At 66.7% G+C, this 24,261-nt stretch carries 15 protein-coding genes and 1 pseudogene; 7 read left to right on the forward strand and 9 right to left on the reverse strand.

All coding sequences use genetic code 11. The features are described from left to right. Position 1: 1 nt before the first annotated feature. Positions 2–223 carry a hypothetical protein gene (locus tag ACWD4A_RS26465; RefSeq protein ID WP_451197716.1) on the reverse strand — a complete coding sequence of 74 codons (222 nt, stop codon included), beginning with the start codon at positions 221–223 and terminating at the stop codon, positions 2–4. A 1,555-nt stretch (positions 224–1,778) separates the two neighbouring features. On the opposite strand from ACWD4A_RS26465, the gene ACWD4A_RS26470 reads away from it, so the two are divergent. Further along, the gene (locus tag ACWD4A_RS26470; RefSeq protein ID WP_451197717.1) at positions 1,779–2,846 is read left to right on the forward strand and encodes a hypothetical protein; all 1,068 of its coding nucleotides are present in this window, start codon (positions 1,779–1,781) and stop codon (positions 2,844–2,846) included. Positions 2,847–3,626: 780 nt separating this feature from the next. On the opposite strand, the pseudogene ACWD4A_RS26475 reads toward ACWD4A_RS26470, so the two are convergent. Beyond that, positions 3,627–3,835 (reverse strand): annotated as a pseudogene (locus tag ACWD4A_RS26475) (MFS transporter); the annotation flags it as partial. Between the two features lie 6 nt (positions 3,836–3,841). Next, positions 3,842–4,159, reverse strand: a complete 318-nt coding sequence (locus ACWD4A_RS26480; protein ID WP_451197719.1) for a WhiB family transcriptional regulator — start codon at positions 4,157–4,159, stop codon at positions 3,842–3,844. A gap of 818 nt (positions 4,160–4,977) precedes the next feature. On the opposite strand from ACWD4A_RS26480, the gene ACWD4A_RS26485 reads away from it, so the two are divergent. Continuing rightward, positions 4,978–6,303, forward strand: a complete 1,326-nt coding sequence (locus ACWD4A_RS26485) for a peptide MFS transporter (RefSeq protein ID WP_451197720.1) — start codon at positions 4,978–4,980, stop codon at positions 6,301–6,303. A gap of 442 nt (positions 6,304–6,745) precedes the next feature. Here the strand turns inward: ACWD4A_RS26485 and ACWD4A_RS26490 are convergent, their stop codons facing one another. The 4 genes from ACWD4A_RS26490 to cseB form a co-directional block, all read right to left on the reverse strand. Next, entirely contained in the window at positions 6,746–8,470 is a 1,725-nt protein-coding gene (locus ACWD4A_RS26490) for an acyltransferase family protein (protein ID WP_451197722.1), read from the reverse strand. A 109-nt stretch (positions 8,471–8,579) separates the two neighbouring features. Further along, positions 8,580–9,638: an LCP family protein gene (locus tag ACWD4A_RS26495; protein WP_451197724.1), complete on the reverse strand. Its 1,059-nt coding sequence runs from the start codon at positions 9,636–9,638 to the stop codon at positions 8,580–8,582. A gap of 117 nt (positions 9,639–9,755) precedes the next feature. After that, a complete protein-coding gene (locus tag ACWD4A_RS26500) occupies positions 9,756–10,994 on the reverse strand; it encodes an ATP-binding protein (RefSeq protein ID WP_451197737.1) in 1,239 nt (412 codons plus the stop codon). A gap of 2 nt (positions 10,995–10,996) precedes the next feature. Then, the gene (gene cseB / locus ACWD4A_RS26505; protein WP_451197725.1) at positions 10,997–11,692 is read right to left on the reverse strand and encodes a two-component system response regulator CseB; all 696 of its coding nucleotides are present in this window, start codon (positions 11,690–11,692) and stop codon (positions 10,997–10,999) included. 1,585 nt (positions 11,693–13,277) lie between these two features. Here cseB and ACWD4A_RS26510 point away from each other — a divergent pair. Both ACWD4A_RS26510 and ACWD4A_RS26515 read left to right on the forward strand, forming a co-directional pair. Beyond that, a complete protein-coding gene (locus tag ACWD4A_RS26510; protein ID WP_451197727.1) occupies positions 13,278–14,213 on the forward strand; it encodes a L,D-transpeptidase in 936 nt (311 codons plus the stop codon). Between the two features lie 772 nt (positions 14,214–14,985). Further along, complete coding sequence (locus ACWD4A_RS26515; protein WP_451197728.1) at positions 14,986–16,026, forward strand: quinone oxidoreductase family protein; 1,041 nt, start codon at positions 14,986–14,988, stop codon at positions 16,024–16,026. A 179-nt stretch (positions 16,027–16,205) separates the two neighbouring features. On the opposite strand, the gene ACWD4A_RS26520 is transcribed toward ACWD4A_RS26515, so the two are convergent. Next, a complete protein-coding gene (locus tag ACWD4A_RS26520) occupies positions 16,206–17,633 on the reverse strand; it encodes an amino acid permease (protein WP_451197730.1) in 1,428 nt (475 codons plus the stop codon). Between the two features lie 356 nt (positions 17,634–17,989). Here ACWD4A_RS26520 and ACWD4A_RS26525 point away from each other — a divergent pair, with 356 nt between their 5' ends. Beyond that, complete coding sequence (locus ACWD4A_RS26525) at positions 17,990–19,501, forward strand: peptide MFS transporter (protein ID WP_451197732.1); 1,512 nt, start codon at positions 17,990–17,992, stop codon at positions 19,499–19,501. A gap of 200 nt (positions 19,502–19,701) precedes the next feature. Here ACWD4A_RS26525 and mscL read toward each other — a convergent pair whose 3' ends face one another. After that, on the reverse strand, positions 19,702–20,313 hold the full coding sequence (gene mscL / locus ACWD4A_RS26530; protein WP_451197733.1) for a large conductance mechanosensitive channel protein MscL: 612 nt from the start codon (positions 20,311–20,313) through the stop codon (positions 19,702–19,704). A gap of 759 nt (positions 20,314–21,072) precedes the next feature. Here mscL and ACWD4A_RS26535 point away from each other — a divergent pair. Further along, positions 21,073–21,240: a hypothetical protein gene (locus tag ACWD4A_RS26535; RefSeq protein ID WP_451197734.1), complete on the forward strand. Its 168-nt coding sequence runs from the start codon at positions 21,073–21,075 to the stop codon at positions 21,238–21,240. A 443-nt stretch (positions 21,241–21,683) separates the two neighbouring features. Continuing rightward, positions 21,684–24,194, forward strand: coding sequence for a hypothetical protein (locus ACWD4A_RS26540; protein WP_451197735.1), 2,511 nt, complete (start codon positions 21,684–21,686; stop codon positions 24,192–24,194). Positions 24,195–24,261: the final 67 nt, after the last annotated feature.

Here is a 24,261-nt window from a genome sequence, read left to right on the forward strand (position 1 = left end):
TTCACGCCACCCGGACGAAACCTGCCGCAAATTTCTTCCGCGCAGCTGACAGAAACGCGGCAGATATCAGCAAAGAAATATCTCGACTGGACACCGAAAACAGCCAGGGAAACGGCTCTGACACGGCGGTTTTTTCGGTGCCGACTTCGAAGATCTGAGCAGGAAAAACGATCGGGAAAAGCCCTTTCCGGCCCACACCAAGGCAGTCATCTGCCCAGGTCAAATGGGGTGTAGGGTCTCACCCATAAGGCATGAGCCACACCCTGCCGCCGAGCAATTCGGCCACTCCGAGACGCTGATGAAAAGTGAAATAAAAGATGGCGCTGGAGCTGACCCGAACCGCTCCCTCTGAGATCTTCGGTAGTGCGGGCAGAACGCGTTCCAGCAAACATGCAGAACGCATGGAGACCACCGTTCTCGGTTCCGTTCATGAAGACGTATCGGCAGCCCCGCCAACTGGTCGGCCGAGTGCACCTCCGGCCCAAGCCGGACCGCCACCGGAAGAGTCACGGTCACAACACCCTCTGCAGTTGGGGCAAGGGATGCGGCAGCGTTTGCGCAACGCGGTCACCACACTGCTCGACGACCCTTCCCTGGCCACGGAGTCTGACGCCGTACGGCTCGCCGCCGTCGTCCTCGCGTCCAAGGCACAGCACCGCGACAGCCACACCTCGATCTGGGCAACGGAACTGGGCCGGTGGCTCGGGATGTCGCGGTCCCATGTCGCCCACACCGTGCTGCCGACGCTCCGCGAGACAGGTGCCGTCCAGTCACGAGTGGTGAGGGACACGGAAGGACGCCCGACAGGGCTGGACTGTGTGGTGATGCCACTGTGGCGTGCGCGAAACCACGCAAGCGGCACAGCGCATCCGCTCGCCCTGTCGCGGCCGGAACTGGCGACCCTACTACGCCTGCTGGAAGCCCTGTTCGGGCCGGGCTGGGCGACAGTGGAACCCGGTTTGATGGCCGCACGGCAAGGACGCGGTGCCGCGACGGACCGGCTGGCCCTGCTCCTGATGGTTCTCTCGACGCGCTCCTCGGGCTGGCTGAGGCTGTGCGGAGGGACGATAGACACGCAGCGGGGCCGCTCGGCAACAACAGTCGCCCGCCTGCTGGGCTGTTCCCCTTCGGCAGGCGCGAAGGTACTGACCCGATTGGCGGCTCACGGTCTGGTGGACGTCGTGCAGAAGGAAACCCGCTCAGGGCTTCGCGGCAAATGCAGGGTACGTGTGATCCCCGTGACCGAGGCACACCGCCGGGCCCCTGCCGGACAACGGACAGCCACCGGTGCGCGAGGGCGCGACAGCGACCGCCCCGCTGCTGCACTAGGAGGAGCAAAGTCGATGCCCGATACACCGACACGCCTCATCGCCCGGCAATCGGGCCACGGCCGACGTGCGCAGCCCACGACCACAGAACTCCCTGCTGGTGCACCGCTCCACACCACCCACGCTTCTGTGGTTCCTCACAGTTCGTCAAGCGCGGGTATTCCTGGCTTTTCCGGCGCCGGCGCCGTCGAATCCTCCCTGTGTGTGGCGGAAGACGAGAGGCCCGGACGGAACCGGACCGCTGATGATTCTCGTCCGCTGTCCGCCGATCCAGGAAGCAGCCCGCTGCGCGGGGAACAGCCCGTGGTCACCGCACATCGACTCGCGAGTACGTGCCACCGGCGCGAGGCTTCCCGTCCGCCACGTGACCTGGCATCCGTTCTGGCTCCGGTCAAGCTGGTGTGGGACCGCCTGGAGCGCGGGGGCGCCCGGGCACGGGTCATCTCCGCCGTGCGTGAGGAGTTGAACCGGATCTCGGGGCTCACGGACTCCGGTCGGGCCGAAAAGGTCCTGGTCGACCGTCTGACCCGACGGCTGGCGGCCCAGCAGGATCCCGGGAGAGTCATCGATCCCGTGGGCTGGCTGCTCGGCAGAGCTTTGCCCCAGCGCCGCGAGTGCGGAGACCTCCGTTGCGACGAAGGTGTGCGACTCGACTCGGGCGGTTCCTGCGAAACGTGTGAGCTGCTGCTCGCGGATCGTCGTTCCCTGCGGCAGGCCATCGCCGCCCAGGTCACATCCGCCCAGTCGGCTGCCGCCGCGGCAGCGTGGCGATCGGCGTACGAGCACCGACTGCGCGACGCGGCGGCATCGGAAGCTAGGGAGACCGCGGCTCGCCGGGACGCAGCACATGCCGAACGCAGCGCCCGCGAAGCAGCCCTTACTCGCATCCGCGCCGAAGCCGAAAGTGCCGAGCGGATGCGCCGGGCGGCACCCTGTGGGGATTGCGGCACACCCGAGTCGGCGGGGCTGTGCGGGACATGCGACAACCGTCGGGCCATGGAGTCGGCAATCCGCGAAGCCGTCGACATCTCGATATCGGCAGCGACCGTCCCGGTGGACGACACCGAGCTGGACACGGCCACGCGGCTCGCCGAATCGGAGATCCGCGAGAAGATCGCACTCGCCCGTGCGAAGGCGCGCACCGGAGGCGCGACACCCGAAACCCTGGCTCTGCTGGGCCGGATGGTCGCCGAGACCGAGGCCCTCAAGCACCGGCGTGCCGCCCTGTCGGCACTCGCGCACCACGACGATGCCGAGGCCGAAGCCCAACAGGCGTACGCGGCGTGGATGCGTGGGGGACGTCCCCAGGCAGAGGCTGGCACCACGCGGGCTGCTGCGCTCGAAACCTCGGATCAGGCTCGGGAACGGACAGCCGCGTACCTGCTCGAAAAGCGCCTTGCAACAGTGCGTTCGAGGCGTGCGAGGAACGTACCCGAAGGGGCGCTGCCCGGCAGGTACGCGCTCGGCGCCGAGCGGGCTCGGACCGCCTTGCGGAGTTCTGCGGCGGTACGCCGGTAACTCGGTGAACGGAAACGGTTCCGGGTTTCGAGGCCGCTGTGCGGCAGGGCTGACGACCAGCAGACGCGCCAGGCCCCATGCCCAGGGAGGCTTACCGCTTCGCGCAGTACGCGACTTTGACATAAGCGGTGAGCAAGACCAGCCCCACGCCGGCCAGCAGTACGGCGGAGAAGAGGAAAGGGAACATGTCGCAGGTGTAGATCGCCTCACCCAAACGTGACCAGTTGAAGTTTCGCGGGGACAGCGGCTGCAGATCAGGAGTTCCCGACTCCGTGTTGTCCATGCGCTGCCGGAGCCAGTCGGAGGACAGGTAGTAGAACCTGACCACCCTCGACCGCCAGTTACGAACAGTGGCACGGACACGAGAAGAGTTGCACACCCTGTTGACCCAGGCGCCTCCTGGCAGACGTCTGGATACCTGTGAAGGTGTACCCATGGAACAACGAAAACCCTTCGGAACAGCCGCGAATGAGCGCACGGGCCGACCGGGTGCCGGACAGCGATCGCGCCTCGATCAAGCGGCGCAGCCCTAAACGGCCGGTGTCACGGCCGATGCTAGGGCGGGTCGGAAGACCGGGGCGTCACCCGTTGGTCGACGCCGACGGCCGATCGGCCATGCCTGGATCTCCCACCCGCTGCCGACTGTCCGCTGGGGCCGCGTCATGGCCTGGCCGGCGCCCGTAGGCCGACCGGACAACCCGGCCGTCCGGTGAACGGGAGTTGATGCCCTGGTAGACGACGAACGGGGCCTGGCAGTGCGCGGAGGAAGGCGCGCGTGACCATGGGCAGTATGCAGAGCCAGGCGTCCAGCGGGTCGAGGCCGTGGACGTCCTGGCGGTACAAGGTGTTGAGGAGTTGAGGAAAAGGAAGCCGCCAAGCGCGGCGAAGGCCGGGAAGGCTGTCACGGTGGCACCGTTGAACGGCGCACTGCGGAAGAAGCACAGGCCGATCATCGGCTCCGCACGCGTCGGCTCGTGGACGAGCAGTCCGCAGGGTCAGGCGTCCGCGTCTTTCTGGTTCCTGCCCTTGCGCTTTCTCCCCAGGCAATCCCAGCCGCGTTCGCTGGGAGTGGTTCCGCCCCAAATGCCGTAGCGCTCCGGTACTGACATGGCGTGCTCGAGACACTCGGCAACTACGGGGCACCCGGCGCAGATCTTCCGGGCCGACTCCATCCCCGCCTCACCGGTGTGACCGTGGGGGAAGAACATTTCGGCATCGACCTCGATGCACGCAGCGCTCAAGGACCAGTGTGCGAGCCCCGTCGCACCTGTGAGATACATCGGCAAGGTCAGGCGACGTGCTTGATCGGTCACGGTCGGTGGCATCCTGCGCGTCATTGTTTCCGAAAGCGTGAGAAGAAATACAGTAAGGCTGCGTCGCCCGGAATGAGTTGTAGGGCAGCCAAGCAAAGGCAGCCTTTTCCGCTACTGCTTTTCATGTTCTGGGGTTACGGCGGTGGCCCGGACACCACGGTCACGGCACGGGCCACCGCCGATGGCCCGAACGCATTCGTGCAACTGTCTCCACTAGGTCTGCACGTCACTCTTCGGGCCACTGTGCGCCGCCCCAGCGAACCGGGCTGTGCGCACAGGGTGCATCCCATGGGCGCACCAGCAAGGCCGGCGCGTCTCCATCCGCAAGACCGGGATGCGTTTCCGACGCTACAGCACGGAACTCACCCCTCCTGTCCCCCATTGGTATAACCGCGAATATCCATTGGTTGACGCGTGATGGGGTGAATGTTTTCCAAAGGCTCACTGCCGGGCGGTCTCGTTCTTTCCGCGAGATGAACGCCACAAAGTTCCAGGCTTGATGGTGTGCAAACATGGAGGCGTCGGCCAACACGCGAGCAGGCCTTAGGCCTGCTGAAATCCCGACCTTGGGCTCTGCTCATCCGCACTCAAGAGAGATGCTGCGTGCGGCCCTCGCACCCTTGAGCACGCGGGGGCCGCGCCTATCACTGAGCTCATAGCCCCTCGTTCATTGCCCAGAAGAACGGAATACACCTCCATGTCGATGACCACCTCCCAGGAAACGGAGGTGATCGCAGAGAACCGAACCCGGAAGGGTCTGCTGCCGCTGTGCCTGAGCGAAGCGGCAGAACGGTTCTCCTTAGCGGTCCTTCTACGGGATGCGGGCGGTGCTCGCGCTGTTCCTCGTGGACACCGCCCACGGGCTCGGTATGAGCTCAGGCACAGCGACGGCGCTGGTAGGCGCCTATCTCTCTGCCTGTCTCTTCACAGCCCTGCCTGGTGGATGGATAGCCGACAGGCTTCTCGGCGCACGCAGAACAGCGTTGATCGGCGGTGTGGTCATCCTCCTCGGCCATGTGTCACTCGCCCTCGATCTCGGGCCGGGAAGCGTCTACACCGGCCTGGTTCTCGTGGCGCTCGGCACGGGCCTGCAGAAGCCCAACATGACAGCGCTGGTCGGCAAGCTCTATGCGGACAAGAGTGATCAGGACCGGGATGCCGCGTACAACAAGTTCTACGCCAGCATCAACATCGGCGGACTGATCGCGACGCTGCTGGTCGGTTGGCTCGGGGTACGTTTCGGATGGAACCTCGCCTTCGGCGCGGCCGCCGTCGGTATGGCGCTCAGCCTGATCGTCTTCCTCCTCTCGGGTGGGCTCAAGGAAACTGACGACGCACCGCGCAACCCGCTCACCCGCGCGGAAGCCGTTCGTGTCCGCAACCGGGTGCTCGGCACAGTCGTGCTGGTGTGTGCCCTCGGTCTGCTCGCCGAGGTCACCGGTACGCTCACCCTGCCGCACTGCCTCACCGCGTTCGCCGTGCTCGCCGTACTGGTACCGATCGGTTACTTCACCAAGCTGCTGCGCCGCCGCGACCTCGATGCCCGCGGGCGATCCGGTATCCGCGCCTACGTATGGCTCTTCGCCTCAGCCGTCGTCTTCTGGTGCATCTTCGATCTCGCCGCCTCCAGCGTGCAGCTCTTCGCCGCTGTCCATGTGGACATGATGGGCATACCCGTCACCTGGCAGGCGGCGATGAACCCCATCACGCTCATCCTCTTCGCCGGGCTGCTCTCGACTGTATGGAGGCGGGTCAGCTTCTCGGCGCCGGCGAAATTCTCCACCGGCCTCATTCTCGGCGGCGCTTCGTTCCTGCTCCTGTCCATCGCGGCCTCGCGGGCGACAGGAGACGTGCGCGTATCCCTCCTGTGGCTGATCGGGCTCTACTGCCTGCAGTCCCTGGGCGAGTTGCTCCTCAGCCCTACCGGACTCTCCATCAGCCACAAGCTGGCTCCGCCTGGTATGGGCTCTCAGCTCGCGGGGCTGTTCTTCCTCGCGGAGTCCGCCGGTGACGCGATCGGCGGCCAGGTCGCCGCGCACCTGAACGGCGTCACGCTCTACCTCACGCTCGGCAGCCTCGCTGTCCTGGTCGGCCTCGTCATGGCAGGGGCGACCCCCAGGCTCCGGGCACTGACCAACGGTTGACCCCGATCGCGTGATCACCTGTGCGGGTGCCGGCGGGGTAGCCCGCGCCCGCACAGGTTTGCGTTCTCGGGGCTCTCCAAAGCTTTTGCCACTCCAGAGCGACGACGGCCGTAAGGCTCGATCTCGTGCACCAGCTCGCGTCCGAAACTCCGGAAGAACAACTCGGTGAGGGCGTCGTCGCAGCTCCGGCCGACGCGGCCCGCTCTGCGGCAAAATGCCACGCCGTCCGGCAAGGACAGCGCGATCCTCGGCGACAACGCGGACCTCCCGGCCCGGCACACGACACGCGCGCGGCGGTGGCCCAGTGTCGGTAGCAGCCCAGCCCCTCGGCAGGGCCCACCCGGACATCCCTTCCTGGACCGTCAGGATCCATTGTCGGAATGCCCATTCCGAAGGATCAGCCTCAGTGTGAGTGTGCCTCTACGCGAGCCCCGGTGTGCCGTCACTGTTTCATCGAACCCAGTACGGCGGCAATCGTGTTCGCGTAGATCTTTCCGCCAGCGGGTTTGGGATGGATCCCGTCGTACAGGAGATCATCGTGGCCGGTGATGGCCTTGTCCCAGTCGGCGAGGAGGACATTGGGACTGTGGTCCGCCGCTGTTCGTATGTCCCGGTTCACCGCGTCCCGCCAGTCCCGCTGAGCATGGACGGTGACCAGAACAATGTGCTTCCCGGGGCCGATGGCATCGATGGCTGCCTGCAGATCGGCTGAGTCGCCGACCCCGTTCGTGCCGAGACCGATGATCACTGTGTCGCCGAGCCGACCTTCCTGCTTGAGGGAATTGATCTTGTGGGGCGCCGAGGACAACTGACGGCTCTCCCGGGCATCGATTTCGATGCCGGGAAACTTCGCTTGCAGCGCGGGAGTTGCGGCAAGCATGACCGAATCGCCGATTGCGACGATCTGCCCGACAGATACGGGGGTAGGGAGCCGCCTGGCCGGGGCGGGGGCAGGAGGTTTGGACTCCAGAGCTCGTTGACCGGCCCTGATCTGAGCAGCCGCACTTCCGTCGTCACTCGGGGCCGTGATCACTCCGTACCCGGCAACCAGAATGACCGCGACGGCACATACCGTGGCGGCCGTGGGCGCCGCGGCAACGGCGAAGGCCCGGCCCAGACGGCGACCGACCGCACGGAAGCCGTGGCGACGGATCGGCTGTTCCACAAAGCGGTAGGAGAGCTCGGCGAGTCCTGCAGCCGCGGCGATGGCGGCGATCGCTTGGAGCGGTACATCGGCCGGTGTCTTACCGTCCGGGGTGACGAGTGAGATCGCCGGAAAGTGCCAGAGGTAAATGCCGTAGCTGCGGGTACCGAGCCACCTCAGCGGCGCTGCACTGAGGCATCGGACGAGCAAGCCGGAAGGCTGAACCGCCGCGTACACCATGATGCATGCGGCGATCCCGGCCGCCGCGAATCCAAGAGGGTAGAGGACTGCGGCGTCCTGGGAGACGGCTCCGGTGAGAAGAACCAGGACGACGAGAGCTGCCCCTCCGGCCAGATCCGGTATCCGCGCACGCAGTCGGGACTGCCCGGTCAGAGACTTGCTCGAAGGACCCAGCAGTGCCAGTGCGGCACCGGCCAGCATCGGGAAGGCATGAGTATCGGTGCCGAAGTACACACGCGAGGGATCTTCGCCCGGCACATACTCCAGCGCCATCGCCACTGCGGAGGAAACGGCGGCGGCGAGCGCGAGAGCGGATCGCGCACCATTCCGGGTGACGAAGCGCAGCAGGCAGGCCAGGATCAGTGGCCACAGCAGGTAGAACTGTTCTTCGAGGCTGAGTGTCCACAGATGCTGGAACAGCGGAGGCGGCCCGAAGTTCGCGAAGTACGAAGCGTCGGTGGCTATTTGCCACCAGTTATTGGTGAAAGTGGCCGCGGACAGGAGGTCACCGACGGCTGTGGCCAACCGCTGAGGGTGGGCCAACGTCGCGGCGGCCGTGGTGGCCACCAGCATGGTGGCCAAAGCGGGCAGCAGTCTGCGGGCCCTGCGCAACCAGAAGGAGCGCAGGTCGATCCGGTCGGCCTGGGCCCGCTCGGTGAGTATCAGGTGAGTGATCAAGTACCCGCTCAGGACGAAGAAGACGTCGACGCCGAGGAACCCGCCCGGCAGCCAGCCGGGGTTGGCGTGGTAGATGACGACAGCCGTCACGGCGAGCGCGCGCACTCCGTCGAGGCCCCGGGCGTAGGGGATCCGAGGGGCGGGAGGTGTCTGCTGCCCGCACGGTGGAGGCCCGTCAGGTTTGGCAAGTAGGGGGATGGCCACGGGGATTTGGTCACTTCTCCTTCGCAGGCGGTGTGGTGTCGTCACGCACAGCACGCCACAGGGCGTCCGCCTGCGGCTGCTTGGCCATGACCCGGTTGGGGTCTGCGGGGTAGGGCCCGACCGGCATCGTCCGGAAGTCGATGGCGGACGGTTTGAGGCCCGCCAGGCTTCGTGCGAAACCGAGCAGGTCCTTCACTGAGCCCAGACCTTTGTCGGTGGTGATCGCACTGGTGGCGGCGTCGGCGACCTTGTAGAGCTTCACCGGATTGCTGAGCAGCCCGGAGCCGTTCAGCTGCCCGGCGAGTGAAGCCATGAACAACTGCTGCAGGCCGATCCGGCCGAGGTCGCTGCCGTCGCCGATGCCGTGCCGGGTACGGACCAGGCCCAGCGCCTGCTCGCCGCCCAAGTGGTGTGTGCCGGCTTCCAAGTCGAGGTGGCTCTGCCTGTCGTGGATGGCCTTGTCGGTCGTGATGTCCACGCCACCGACCGCGTCCACGAGTTTCTTGAATCCGGTGAAGTCGAGGTCGATGTAGTGGTCGACGCGCACGCCGCTGATCTGCTCGACGGTCTTGACCGCACAGGCGGCGCCACCCACCGCGTAGGCGGAGTTGAACATGACGGGGTCGGCGGCCTGCTCCGTACCGGAGCCTTCGCCCGTCGGACAGGCCGGCCGGGCGACCATCGTGTCACGTGGTATGGAGACGACCACCGCCGTCTTGCGGCCCTTGGCAAGGTGGACGAGCATCGCGGTGTCGGAGCGGGCCCCGCCCTGGTCCTCACCGTACTTCCCATTGGCTCCGGCTCGTGAGTCGGAGCCGAGGAGCAGGATGTTGAGCGTGCCTGTGGCGGTACGTGCCGGGCGGTCGGGTCCGAGGGCGGCGTTCAGGTCGGTGGACGTGAGGTTGTGGTCGAGTTTGGAGTAGACGAGCCAGCCGCCGACGCCGGCTGCGGCGAGCCCGGTGGCGGCTGTCCAGCCGACAATGCGCGCCGTGCGGCCTCGACCGCGTTCGCGGGAACATCCGCGGAGGGCCTGCGGCCGCCCCTTGGACCATATGTGCGCAACACCCATGAAAGGGCGTACCTCCGTGAGCCCGGTACGCGAGGATTTCGCGAGGACTCCGCCAGCGTGGGCGAGGAGCATCTCGGACCCGCAGAGATGGTGTGTCTGTCACCGCCCGGATATGTATCAGGTGTGTATCGGGAGCTGGAGTACGGCTCTTGCTCCCCCGTCCGGAACGTTGCTGAACTCCAGCTCGGCTCCGATCACGCGCGCCTGGCCGAGAGCGATGGTCAGTCCGAGACCGTGGCCGCGACCGCGTTCACGGGTTCCCGTGCGGAACCGCTGCGGTCCGTCGGCCAGCAACTCACCGGGATATCCAGGCCCGTGGTCCTCCACCGTCACCGTCGAGCCTTCGATCGCCACGCGTATGGGCGGACAGCCGTGTCGGTGGGCGTTGACGACCAGATTGGCCACGATGCGTTCCAGCCGGCGGGGATCGGTCTCGACCACGATCTCATCGCTCGGCCGCACCTCGGCCGCCAGGCCCGTACGGCGCACGGCTTCCTCGACGGTCCGGCTCAAGGGGCACGGTGTCAGTTCGGCCTCTTCGGCTCTCGCGTCCAGCCGGGAGATCTCCAGCAGGTCCTCGACCAGCGCGCTCAGCACCTGCACCCGGTCTTGGACATAGTGGGCGGCTTCGCCGGGCGGCAGCAGTTCGGCGGAGGTGACCAGTCCCATCAGCGGGGTTCGCAGCTCATGGGCGACATCAGCGGTGAACCGCTGTTCGCTCCGCAGCCGCTCCTGCAGTGCCCCTGCCATCGAGTCGACTGCGGTTGATATTTCGGCGATCTCGTCCTTGTGCCGGACCTGGATGCCGATACGGGCGTCGAGGTCACCGTCGGCGATGCGCCGGGCGGTTTCTGCGGCTTGCCGCAGCTTCCGGCTCAGCCGCTCGGCGCTCAAGGCCCCAAGCGGTACGACGACGGCGACGGTCAGCAAGGCGGCCAGGGTGATGCTCATGTCGAGTGCTTGGAGGTTGCGCACGTCATCGTCCATGTCGACCCGGACGGACAGTATCCGGTCGCCGACCGGTCGCGCGGCCCACATCGCCGGACCGTTGGGACCCTCGCCCGACGCGGTACCCTGGCGGCCGCGGTGCACCAGCGCACGCAGGTTTCCGGGTATCCGGTCCGCGTCCAGGGTCGCGCCTGAACCGCTGGGGCTTCCGGTGCGTGTCTCGATGGTGACCGCCAGGGCGAGCTGACGGGTGGCATTGTCGCGGGCCTTGCTGAGCAGGCGGGCAGCGGTGGCCTGGTGCACCAGCACACCGACAGCGCCGGCAGCGGCGCAGGCCCCCGCCGCGACCAACGCGGCGATCTTCCAGCGCAACGACATCCGGGGGATTCGCTTCTCATCGCGGCGCATGGTCAAGGGCGCAGCTTGTAGCCGAAGCCACGGACCGTTTCGATCCGCTCCGCGCCTATTTTCGCGCGCAGCCGCTGCATGTGGAGGTCGACAACACGGGTGTCGCCCTCCCAGGTGTAGTCCCACACGTTGCGCAGCAGTGTCCGGCGTGCGAGCACGATACCGGGGCTGGCGGCGAACTCGAGCAGCAGCCGCAGTTCGGTGGGTGTCAGCGCGACCGGCTTCCCGGCACGGTGTACTTCCATTGCATCCGGATCGATCGACAGGTCGCCGAATGTGAGGAGGCGGACAGACCGGTGCTCGACAGGAGCTTCAGCGGGGCTGCCAACGGGTGGGAACGCGGCCCGGCGTAGCAGCGAGCGGATACGGGCGACGAGCAGGGCGCTGGCCACGGGCTTGGTGACGTAGTCGTCTGCGCCCGCTTCCAAGCCCGATACGGCATCGAGTGTGTCGCCACGGGCTGACATCATGAGCACCGGTACCAGGCTGAACTCACGGATACGGCGGCACAGGCCTATGCCGTCCAGTTCGGGGAGCATCACATCCAGGATCAGCAGATCGGGCTCTTCCTCCCGGAACTTCTCCAGTCCCTCCAGGCCGTCACTGGCTACAGAAACGCGGTAGCCGTAGCGTTCCAGAGCCATCCGGACGGTATTGCGGATCACCTCGTCGTCCTCGACGAGAAGAAGGTGGGTCATCGGGCCCTCACAGGATTCGAGGAGTCGGTGCTGACCGGCTCCAGCACCTTGCCGTTCCAGCGATACCGTGTGGTGATGCGACTTGTGCCGGTTCGCTCGATGACGAGATCCCGTCCCACGGTGGATGCGGTGAGCCCAGGCTGACCCACAGACTCGAGAATGAGCCGGGCCGAGTCGCCTGATGCTGTGTAGACCAAGAGGCAGGTGCGTACCGGGGAGTCGACTGCCAGCACGAGCTCGGGTCGGCCGTCCCCGGTCAGGTCTGTGTAAACGGGAGACCTCAAACAGCCTCCGGGGCCCGCGCAATCCCCCAGATCGATTTTCACCGTATCCGACACGGCAGGGTCTGCCTTGAGCAACTGGGATGGCGACACATTCTTCAGCTCTCCTGCGGGGACCGTGAAGCCGGGTACGGGAGCATATTCATGTTGCATCACTCCGGAATGCCGGTCAGGTGAGGGAGCGGGCGAGTGGTCAGGCCATAGCGGAGAAGCGGTGGCGGACAGATGGACGGGAGATGCGGGCCCGTCGTCCCGCAGCCCCGTAGCGGAGGAGCAGCCGGTCAGGAGAACACTCACAACGAGCAGACCGGACCATACGGGCAGCCACTTCCGTCGAGTACAGGCGACGCGGCAAGAGGGCATCTCAATCTTTCTCACGGAGGGGAAGAAAGCCCGTCCAGAACACTATGAGGGGCACTGTGCTCGGGGACGGGGCCCGGTAACTGCACCGGTTGGACCTGGCAGGCGGAAGAAATCGGCACGGAGAGCACGAAGCCTGGTGCCTGGCTCTGCCGGTTGATTCCTGTAGCTGCTGCTTGAGCACGCACTGTTCCCCGGTGGTCTGCCTGAGGGTGTCGGCCTGCCCGGCACTCCGCTGGTCGAGTGTAAAAGCCCTCTCCGGGAAGGTATCCGGGCCATAGGAGAGCACCGTCCGACGTGGACAGTGAACTCGCGTACAAGGCCTGGGCGGAGAAGGCGACAGCCGCGGCGTCGGTCTCAGTGAGGACGGTGACTCGAGCGCGGCCCGAGCGCTTGGGCCGACGATGACACGCCACGGAGAACGTTTCCTTTTCTTTTGGCCACTCGCCGCATGTGCCCCTGCGGCTCGGGCGGAACCTCACCGCCGCCCCCGGATGGTTGAGCAAACGCACGAAGGCTTAAGGCGGAACCTTAGTTATCTGCGATGACCCACTCAAATACCCCCGTAAAAACATCGCTTCGGGAGCCTGATCTTTACCTACGCGTCACCGCTGGTCATGGATCGTCAAGGATCTGTGGAGTGGGGTGAGAACGAGGCGCCGGCCAGGAAGGGCCGCCGTGACGAATCTGCGGCAGGCCACTGCGATAGGCGGCTTGCCCAGTACACATGGGGCGCACAGCGGCACTTGGGGCGGTGAGCCTCGTTCCATGCCAGGAGGTTCAAGGAAGCGTCAAGCTGTCTTGCATTCATTTTGCGAAGCAACTGCAACCTGGGCGCTCTGTTTTCCTGTCCTCCAGACCGATCCGGCGGAGCAGGAAGCGATTGAGGCAGCGTTGTGAGACAACTTAAATATAGGGTCAGGGCGGCTCTGGTAGCTGGCGCAGTGATCGCAGGTGTCAGTGGTTGCGCCGGCGGTGCTGCACATGGGTCGGTTTCCGGTGCCGCGTCATCCGGGAATGATGGCAAGAGCACGAGCCCGAGCGCATCACCGACGCATCCGTCAGGTCCACCGATGGAGGTCGAATCGATTACTCCTGAACCCAACGTGACCACGGTCGGTGTGGCCATGCCGATTTCCGTCGTCTTCAGCAAGCCGGTCGCACAGTCAGCACGCTCCACTGTCGAGCGCCATCTGAAGGTGACCACCTCCACGTCCGTGACCGGGGCTTGGCACTGGTTCAGTGAGACCCGTGTCGACTGGCGACCGGAGCATTTCTGGAGCCCGGGCACCAAGGTGAAACTTGACGCCGACCTCACGGACGTGAGTGACGGGAAAGGCCGTTACGGCAAGCGCAACTATCAGCGCAGCTTTACCGTTGGTGATGATTTCCGGGCCAATGTGTCCGTTGCTGATCACACGATGAGGGTGACCAAAAACGGAGCAACCGTAGAAAACTTTTCCGTCAGCACTGGCAGCGACGAACACCGCACCTGGTCCGGCACCATGGCCGTGATGGACAAACAGGAAAAGTTGCGCATGACTTCCTGCAGTGTGGGATCTGCTTGCCATCAAGGTGAAAAAGGCTTCTATGACGGCATCTATCAATGGGATGTCCATCTCACCATGTCGGGTGTCTATGTCCACTACAGCAACGCCGATCCCTCTCCAGGGAGTTCCAGCTCGCACGGGTGCATACACCTGTCGCTCTCCAATGCCGAATGGTTCTACAACCAGGTGAAAGAAGGAGACCCGGTCACCATCACAGGTGCATCCGATCACAAGGATGACGGACAAAACGGCTACGCCGCCTTCAGCCTGACATGGGAGAAATGGCTGGCAGGCAGCGCCACAGGCCAGAAAACCGGCGAGATTCACTGATGCTTTCTCGGCGAGGATTTCTCATCCTGCCCGCCAGTCGATTTCGATAGCGTGAACGGCGGCGAAGATCTGGCTGATGCAGCTGGTGTTGCACCGGATTTCATGGAAGATCCGCCACCGCTTGAGCTGGACAAAGGGCCGCCCCACTCGTGACGCGCAGTCGGGTGTGGTCCCGACGTAACGCCCGTGGGCTTGCTCCCCTTTGGCGGACACGCTGGTTGTGCCGGTCAAAGAGGAGCAAGCCCACGGGCGCATGCGGGTGTTGTGGCCACTCCCCCAAACCATGCGGTGCCCTGGCAAGCCCTCTGGAATGTGCTCGGCATCTGCAGCCTTGTCCGCATGGCATGCGTGACCGCAGGTGCGCCATCCGTGTCAGGGCGGGATCGTGACGGCGCACCTGCGGGTGCAGTCGAGCGGAGCAGTAGCTCGCAACCGACGGACGCAGCCGGATCCACGCCTCACGAAGGATCCGGCTGCGCAGCCGACACTACGAGCGGTCACTGCCCGGCCTCGTCATCCATAGGCATACATTTCGGTTATCCATGGTTGACAGCGTGGAGCGGAGGAGCCGCAAGAGGCCCGCGCAAGGCCACTGACTGGGCAGAATGGAAACGGCCAGAGGCACGTCACCACCGGGTGCCAGGCGCGAGGCGACGGATCGCATCCACCCACCCGCCCTGGCCTTGAGAGGTGCCCCTGTGCCTCGTTTTCGCGGGCCGAAGAACACCTCCCGATCAGAACTCCGCGTAAGAACACCAATCTTGGAGCGCCGATGTACGCAATCGTGTTGGGCGGACCAGGCGTCGCCGAAAGTTTCTCCTTGGCCGATGTTCCTGAGCCCCAACCGGTTCTCGGACATGAACTCGTGAGGGTCACGCGGGCTGGCGTGAACTTCGCCGAGATGTCCATGCGGGTGGACGGATTCCTCGGGCCTGCCAGGTACCCGTTCATACCCGGAACGGAGTTCGTGGGTGTGGCCCCGGACGGCAGGAGGGTGGCCGCTCTCACCCACAGCGGGGCATACGCCGAGAAAGCACTCGCACCAGGGAATTTGACCTGGAACGTTCCCGACTACATCACTGACGACGAAGCTTGCTCGCTGACGCTCCACGGCCAATCCGCTTACCACTGCCTGTACACGACGCTACGAGTACAGCGGAAGGAGACGGTACTTGTCCCGGATGCCGCCGGCAGTCTCGGGTCGTTGGCTGTCCAGATCGCCCAAGGCGGTGGACGAAAGATCATCGCCCTGGAATGTGACGAACAGCGGAGAGAAACAGCCCTGAAGCTGGGAGCACACGCGGTCGTCGACTCCTCCTCCGCGGACGGGCTCACTGAACGCATCATGGACGCCGCTGGCGGAAGGGTTGATGCCGCGTTGGCACCAGCAGGCAGCCCCATACTCGCGCCCGTCCTCGATGCTCTGACGCATCAGGGACGAATGGCCGTCTTCGGCCAGGCCGCATCCATACGTGAGCCTCTGTTCCTGAGCTCCCTGAGGGGCCACTTCAGGAGCATCTCCAGGTTCTGGCTCCCCGACCTGTTCTCCGATCTCAGGCACCCCTACCACTTGATGGGGTCGATGGAGACTCTGTTCCGGGAGACCGAAGCGGGGAGGATCAAGCCGTTGATCGGTGCTGTACACGATCTGTCGAGCGCCATCCAGGTCCACACCACAGTGGAGGATGCCCGCGCCTGCCGACCTGTCGGAAAGGTCATGCTCGACCCCACGAGGCCGTACCCGCACAGTCAGGGTGTGGTCTACGAAACCAGGCCGGCCGACCCGCCGTTCCTGGGATGGGGCGGCTTTTAGCGGGACAGCGCACAACCCCGTCGGCAGCGCCGTCCACGCGCACCGTCGTGCCGCTTCATCCAGTCAGGAGGAGAGGGCCGTGCGCGCGAGTTCCTCCCCATAAGGAGCCCGGACACAACCCTCACTGGCAAGGATGATGTCACTTCATACGAGGTCGACGCCACGTATGCCCACGATCTTCATTCGCAGGTGGTGCCCAGCCCCCGGGCCCCTACTGATCCTGCCCGTCGCAGGCGGAGTTCCCGGATGCCCGCGATGGCGAGCACTGCCGCTGTCGCCCCCGCGGACCAGAGCAGTTGTGGCCGCGCCCCGTCATCCGTGAGCATGAGGATGAGGACCCCCGCCATGCCCACCAGCGCGACCCACGTCAGGTAAGGGAAGGCCCACATCCGCAGCGCCAGCCGATCCGGTGCCTCGCGTTCGAAGCGCGGCCGCAGGCGCAGCTGGGAGAAGGCGATCAGGCCCCAGACGAAGAGGAGTACCGCTCCGACGGCGTTCAGCAGGTACTTGAAGATCGAGTCCGGCCACTCCAGGTTCAATACGACCGAGACGAAGCCGAAGGCCACCGAGGCGAGGACGGCCCGGCGCGGCACCCCGCCCGAGACTTTGAGCAGGGAGCGCGGCGCCTCGCCCCGCTCGGCGAGCGAGAAGACCATCCGGGACGAGCCGTAGAGGTTGGCGTTCAGCGCGGACAGCAGCGCCACGAAGACCACGATGTTCATGATCTGCCCGGCCCCCGGCACCCCGATGTGGTCGAGTGCCGCCACGTACGGGCTCTTGCCTGGCTGCATCGAGGTCCACGGCAGCAGCGTGACCACCACCAGCATCGAGCCCACGTAGAAGAAGAGGATCCGCCACACCGCGCTGCGCACCGCGCGTCCGACCGCGCGGGCCGGGTCGTCGGACTCGGCGGCGGCGATGGTGACGACCTCCAGGCCGCCGAAGGCGAAGACAACGGCGAGCACGCCGGAGACGACCCCGCTCATACCGTGGGGGAAGAAGCCGCCCTGGCCGGTGAGATTGGCCAGACCTACCGCGTGAGTGTCGGGCAGCAGCCCGAAGATCGCCAGCAGGCTCAGGCCCAGGAACAGGACGATCGCGCCGACCTTGAGGGTGGCGAACCAGAACTCGAACTCGCCGAAGTTCTTCACCGCCGCCAGATTGGCACCGGTGAAGACCACCATGAACATCAGCACCCACGTCCATGTCGGCACCGACGGCACCCACCCGTTCGCAATCTGTGCAGCTCCCGTCGCCTCCACCGCCAGCACCACGACGAGCACGAACCAGTAGAGCCAGCCGACGGTAAACCCGGCCCACCGGCCCAGCGCGCGCTCCGCGTGCACGGAGAAAGCGCCCGAGGCCGGCATCGCGGACGACATCTCGCCGAGCATCCGCATCACCAGCATCGCGAGCGCGCCCGCGATCAGATACGAGACGATGATCCCGGGACCCGCCACGGAGATCCCAGCACCGGAGCCGACGAACAGGCCCGCCCCGATCACCCCGCCGAGCCCCAGCATCGTCAGATGCCGCTGCTTCAGGCCCGCCGACAAGGGCTCCTTCTCGCCGCTCAGGGGTGATATGGCGGGCGGTGCGTCATGCATGGGCGCTCGTACTCTCGAATCGGTGCCGGACTCACAAGGCGCACAAAAAGGCCAAGGAGACACTCCACAATCCCCGAGGCGACAGCTGACGTCGAACCCAACCAGTCCGTCGTGACAAGCATCACGCGCGACGCCCTGGGGATAGTCGCGCAGTGCGGCCCAGACCACACACGCGGCCCATGAAGCGCGCCACGTCGGTCCCAGGACGACCGGGCCCATATCCCAGCCCCGCTTCCCGCATCTCCCACGCCGACAGGCGCACCGCCCAACTGGCCGCCGCCGACCACGAGTCCCGCCTCCCTCCGCACAGCCCCTCCCGCCGCGGCATCCCAGATTGCCGACGGTATATTAAATATGTGAGCGACTCGATAGATATGCACAGAGGGGGCGCCGACGTCCGGGCGCGCCATCCCCGCGGCCTGACCACCCTTGTTCTCACCGAGCTGTGGGAGCGCTTCAGCCTGTACGGCATGGCGGCGATTCTCGTGACCTTCCTGGCCGCGAGCCCCGCCTCCGAGGGCATGGGGCTGAGCGCGGGGACCGCCGAAGCGGTGGAGGGCGTCTACATGGCGATGATCTCGTTGCTCGCGCTGCCCGGCGGCTGGGTGGCCGACCGCCTGCTCGGCGCCCGCCGTGCCGTGCTCTACGGCGGCGTGGTGATCATGGCCGGGCACACCGCCATGGCGATCCCGGGCAACTACGGTGTCTGGCCCGGTCTCGTACTGATCACCGTGGGCACCGGGCTGCTCAAGCCGAACATCTCCGCCATGGTCGGTCGTCTCTACGCGCCCGACGACGAACAACGCCGGGACGCGGGCTACTCCCTGTTCTACATGGGCATCAACATCGGCGGCACGCTCTCGCCCCTGCTGGTCGGATACCTCGGCGAAGAGGTCAGCTGGCACGCGGGATTCGGAGCCGCGGCCATCGGCATGGCCCTCGGCCTGATCCAGTACGTACTCGGCGGGCGCCGCTTCCCCGACGCCGAGGACCACCCCTGCCAGCCCCTCACCGCCGAGGAACGCCGCCGCGCACTGCGCTCCACCCTCGGCACACTGGGTGCCATCGCCCTGCTCTTCGCGGTCTGCGGCCTGTGCGGCGCCCTGGACATCGACGGGATCACCTTCGGCCTGACGGTCGTCGCGGTGATCGTCCCCGCCGGCTACCTCGCCCTCATGCTTCGCAGCCCCAAGATCACCGCCCAGGAACGGGCCCGCCTGAAGTCCTATGTCTGGCTCTTCGCCGCGGCCACCGTCTTCTGGATGATCTACGACCAGTTCGGCAACGAACTCAACCTGTTCGCGGCGGACAAGACCGACCGCCACATCCTCGGCTGGCAGATCCCCGCCAGCTGGATGCAGTGCCTGCCCTCCTTCTTCGTCATCCTCCTGGCGCCCGTCTTCGCCGCCTTCTGGACGCGGCGCGGTCGGCGCATGACCACCCCGCTGAAGTTCGGCCTGGCCCTGATCCTCGTGGGAGCCTCGTTCTTCGTGATGGCCGCGGCCTCGAACATCGCCTCCGGCGGCGCCAAGGTCGCTGTCTTCTGGCTGATCGGCACCTACCTCCTCCAGGTCACCGGAGAGCTGTTCCTCAGCCCCGTCGGCCTGTCGGTCACCACCCGTCTCGCACCCAAGGCGTTCGCCAACCAGATGATGGGAGTGTGGTTCCTGGCCGCGGCGACCGGCGACGCCATCGGCGGCCAACTGCCACGCATCGGTCAGTCCCTGCTGACGCAGAGCGAAAACTTCCTGTGGCAAGGCGCGCTGGCCCTCGTCGTGGGCGGCGCGCTGATCCGGTACGCCCGCAAGCTCAGCGCGGTCATGGACGAGCAGACCGCGACCCAGCAGGTGGCAGTGGCCGCCGCGTAAGAACGCGTGCTCCAGGAGCCTGCGCCACACCGCACGTCCAGTTCACCTCGACCAGGCAGCTGGGCCACGTGGCCAGCCGACCCGATCCGGTCCGGAGCCGGATCGGTAACCGGAGACAAAACGGTGCCCCGCCTTCCGACGAGACTTACGGAACGCACGACGTGTGTGCGGGGCCCCGGCTCTCAGGCAGACGACACGAATTACCTGCCGTGGTTGCGGTATCCGTGGGCGGTTCGATCCCCGCCAGAGGCAGGACCCCGGGTCGCGTCCGGCCTCTGGCGCGGATCCGGATAGTGCGTCGGCTCCAGGTCCGTGGCTGCGCTCGTGGCCAGGAGGAAGCGCCGGGCCGTCGCCTTCTCCGTCCCACCGTCGCGGCGCTGGTCGAGCAGTACGTCCCGGATCTGCTCCAGCAGCTCGGCCTCGGTCGGTTTCGCCGGCTTGGCGGCCTTCTTGGCGGCGTGGTGGTCCTGCCAGCGTCTCATGGGCAGCAGCATCACGAAGTAGACGATCGTGCCTGTGATCAGGAACGTCAGCGTGGCACTGAGTACCGTGCCCCACTGTATGTAGATGCCCGCGGTCACTTCCCCTGTTGCACTCTTGGCGCAGGAGCCCTTGAGGCAGGTCGCATAACGGTCGAGGTCCTTGGTACCGAAGGCGCCGACGACCGGGTTGATCACACCCTTGACCACTGAATTGACGATGTTGGTAAACGCCGCGCCGATGACAACGGCAACCGCAAGCTCGATGACGTTGCCCCGCATCAGGAACGCCTTGAAACCACCAAGAACGCCTGACTTCTTCTTCCTGCTCACTGAGCAGCCTCTCTGTTGTCTCCGCTTGTTCCAGCCATCCGGAATGAGATATTCCGATATCTCTGGAGAATTTTTCCATTCTCGAGCGGCGTGCCGGTTTGGTCACGTGAGACAGCGACAATCCAGCGCGGCTGGAGGAAGGATGTCTCGCGCGCCCAGGCGTGAGTCGAGGCATCCGAAGTCACTCCAGCGGAGCCAATCGGGAGGCAGGGCCGATTACACCGCCCCCCCCCCGCTCGTTCACAGCTCCGTCGGCGCCGCTATTCCGCGGTTTCCTCTCCCTTTCCATCCCCGCTTCCCGGCTCGACGTCGGCTGCCTCACAGCGGTACTGCGGACGGTCGAGGTCCATTTTTCGTGCCACATGCAGCGGAGCCGGGCAGCGGCGCGCTCGGACCAGAAGGGAGTCCGGTGGTACAGATGAACGGTCATGGCGGCCAGAGACTCACACCGAAAGCCCTTATGCCACGGCACAGGAAGGTGGCACTTCCAGTGCCGCTTGTAGCGTTTAGTTACGGTGCCGACCCAGGATCCCTGCCTTAAGATCTGGGGCATTTCCAATTCTACCGAGCCGATGACATTTTCCTGTCGCCCACTGGTATACCCGCGAACACTTTCGTTGACAGTCGGAAAACCAAAATCGGCGCTGCCAGGTTGTCGGCGGAGGCGCGTGATGATCTTGATGTAAGTCGTCGTGAGAGGGGATTGCGCCAGAGGCTGAGACGGGGCCGCCGTACCGGGGGTACCTGTTTCCGGCGGAGGTGATCGGTCACACCGTGTCGCTGTACCACCGGCACCCGTTCTCGTACCGAGAGGTCAAGGAGCTGCTCTACGAGCGCGGGATCCAGATGACGTACGAGACCGTGCGGGCCTGGTGCACGACCTTCACGCCGGGCTGCGCCGGGTGGCAGCCCCAACCCCGGCAATAAGTGGCACATGGACGAGGTACGCCGCTGTCCGGCGCGAGGACGCGCCCCGCGCTCCCTGTCGCCGGGCGATCCGGCGGGCGCCGAATGTACGTCCGCGGTGCCCCAGTATGGTGGTGCGCGCCGCCGAGCCGGACGAACGAGGTCATGACGGGCGGCGGAGCCAACCGGGAGAGCCTGCTTTGAGCCGTGAATCTGACAGTTCATCCTCCGGGCCCCAGGGGCGCGGTAGCGCCGCCTACCCGTCGGGGACTCCTCCGTACGGAACCCGCCACGCGTCCTCGGACGCCGGGGAAGGGCCCGGCCTGACGCCGAAGCCGGAAGAGCCCAGGACCGAGACCACGCTGACGACGCGGATCCGCATCAACATCCCGGGTTCGCGGCCCATTCCGCCGGTCATCATGCACACGCCCGTCGGTGATGAGGTGGTACAGGACGATGCCGCCATGGGTGCTCCGGGCGCGGCCGGTGCCGGCGCTCCGGTCACAGGCGGTGGCGCGCGCGATGGAGGCAAGCCCGCGCTGCCGCGCCGCTCCGAGGCGCCCGTCGCGCGCGCGGATGCGGAGCGCCAGGGCGAGCACTCCGAGGGCAAGAAGAAGACGAGCGGCTGGTTCGATCCGCGCAAGTCCAGCACACCGACTCCGCCTCCTGCTCGCGGCGGTCTGACCGGTGGTGTCGGCGCGGGTGTCCAAGGCGGTGCCGCCGGTGTGCCGGAAGGCGCGTCCGCCGGTTTCGGCGGCACTCCCGCTCCCGTCGGCGGACCCGGACCGGCCGGCACGCCCGCCCACGGCCCGCAGGACCCCTCGACCACCGCCGCCACCCCGTGGCCCATGGACCCTATGGGTGCCACGGGCGTGAACCCGCTGCTCCAGTCGCCCCCGCCGGTCGCCGCCCCGCTCGACGACTGGCCCATGACCGCCCCGTCTGCCCCGGGTTCTACGGCGACGGGTGCCACGCCTTGGCCGAACGGTGGCGGGATGGTCTCGGACACCCCGGCCGACGACTGGCCGGGCGGTGCCTCCACCACCGGCGCGGCTCCCTGGCAGGACAGCGGTCAGGCCGTCGGGGCCCCGGCCGACGACTGGCCCGGCGCCACTCCGGCCCCCCAGCCCGGCCCGTCCGCCACAGGCGGCACGCCCTGGCAGGGCGACGCGGCCTCGCGCCGTGCCGCGTGGCGCTCCGGCGACCAGGGCGACGACTGGCCGGGCGGTGGCTCAACGACGGGCATGATGCCGCAGCAGTCCGCGCCCGGATACGCCGATCCTGCGACCCTTGCGACCTCTGAGCCCTCCTCGCCCCTTTCGACGACCGGTGCGATGCCGCAATCGCCGGTCGGCAACTGGCCGGGCGGTGGCTCGGCGACCGGCATGACGCCGCAGCCGCCTCTGCCCGGATACGCCGATCCCTCGACGACGGGGACGATGCGACAACCGCCCGTCGACGACTGGCCGGGCTCCTCCCCGTCCACGACCGGCGCCACGCCGTGGAACGCGGCCGCCATGGGTGCCCCGGCCGCCGCTCCCCAGGGCGTGGAGTCGACGCAACAGTTCCCCGCGCCCGTCACGGGCCAGGGCGCCCCCGTGGCCACGCCGCCCGGCTGTGCCGCGTTCACCGGAGGCCGTACGGACACGCCGCGCGAAGGCATCCCGCAGGTCCCCCCGCCGCCCGTCGGCGGACAGCAGGGCACCCCGCAGGGCCCTGCTGTCCCCAAGGGTCAGCAGCAGAAGAAAAAGCAGAAGGGCGGCGGCCCCACGGTGCCCGCGACCGGAGACAAGGCCGCGGTGGGCGAGGCGCTCGTCAGCGCTGTGCCCGCGCCCGGCGGCCCGGCTGCGAAGGGCCCCGTCGACAGCGGCGCGCCCCGGGTGGCCGTGCCCAGGCCCAAGGTGACCGGGGCGGGTGCCGCGGCCGGGGTGCCCGCGCCCGGTGGCAAGTCGGCGGTGCCCCCGCCCCCGGCCCCCGCCAAGAAGAGCGCTCCGGCCAAGAGCGCGCCCAAGAAGAAGGGCCGTTCCAAGCTGGTCCTGGCCGGCGGCGGGCTCCTGGGCCTCGTCGCCGTCGCGTACGGTGCGGGGCTGCTGCTCGACCACGCCGATGTGCCCAACGGCACCATGGTGCTGGGCGTGGCGATCGGCGGCAGCTCCAAGGAGCAGGCCGTGCAGAAGCTCGACTCCGCGCTCGGCGACCGCGCGACCGCGCCACTGAAGGTGTCGATCGGCGGCAAGCAGACGGAGCTCAAGCCCGAGGTCGCCGGTCTGAGCATCGACACGCAGGCGACGGTGCGCGCCGTGTCCGGGCGGGACTACAACCCGATGACGGTCATCGGCTCGCTCGTGGGCGGCAAGCGCACGGCGGAGCCCAAGATCGACGCCGATGAGGAGAAGATCGCGGACGCGCTGAAGCGGTTCTCCGGCGAGACGGGCACGGCCAGGGAAGGCACGATCAAGTTCGAGCCGGGCAAGGCCGTGCCGGTCTACGGGCAGCCCTACCAGGGCCTGGACACGGGCAAGGCCGTCGCGATGGTCGCCAAGGCCTACCGCGACCGCGCCGCGACCGGCCAGGATGCGGTGGTCGAGCTGCCCAGCAGCAACCAGGAGCCGAAGATCGGCAAGGCCGAGGTCGACCGGATGATGAAGAGCTTCGCGACGCCCGCCATGTCCGCCGATGTCACGGTGCAGACCGACTCCGTGCACCACATCCTGCTCGGCAGCAAGTCCCTGCCGCAGATCCTTTCGGTCAAGGAGGAGGGCGGCAAGCTCGTCGTCCACTACGACCACGATGCGATCAAGCGGCTGGTCATCCCCACCTTCGCCGGGGTGAAGATCCAACGTGGCAACGGCAGCAAGACGGACGTCACACCGAACGACGTCGTCGTCGCCCTGCGCAAGGCGCTGGTGGGCAAGACGCATGCCGATCGCATCGGCGTCATCCCGCCCAGTGAGCTCTTTCAGCGTGACCACTGATCGGGTGACGGGATCGGTCTCCGCAACGCACGAGGCTCCCGTGCCGTTGAGGGAGGTGTTCGAAGTC

The sequence above is a fragment of the Streptomyces sp. NPDC002537 genome, assembly GCF_053594975.1.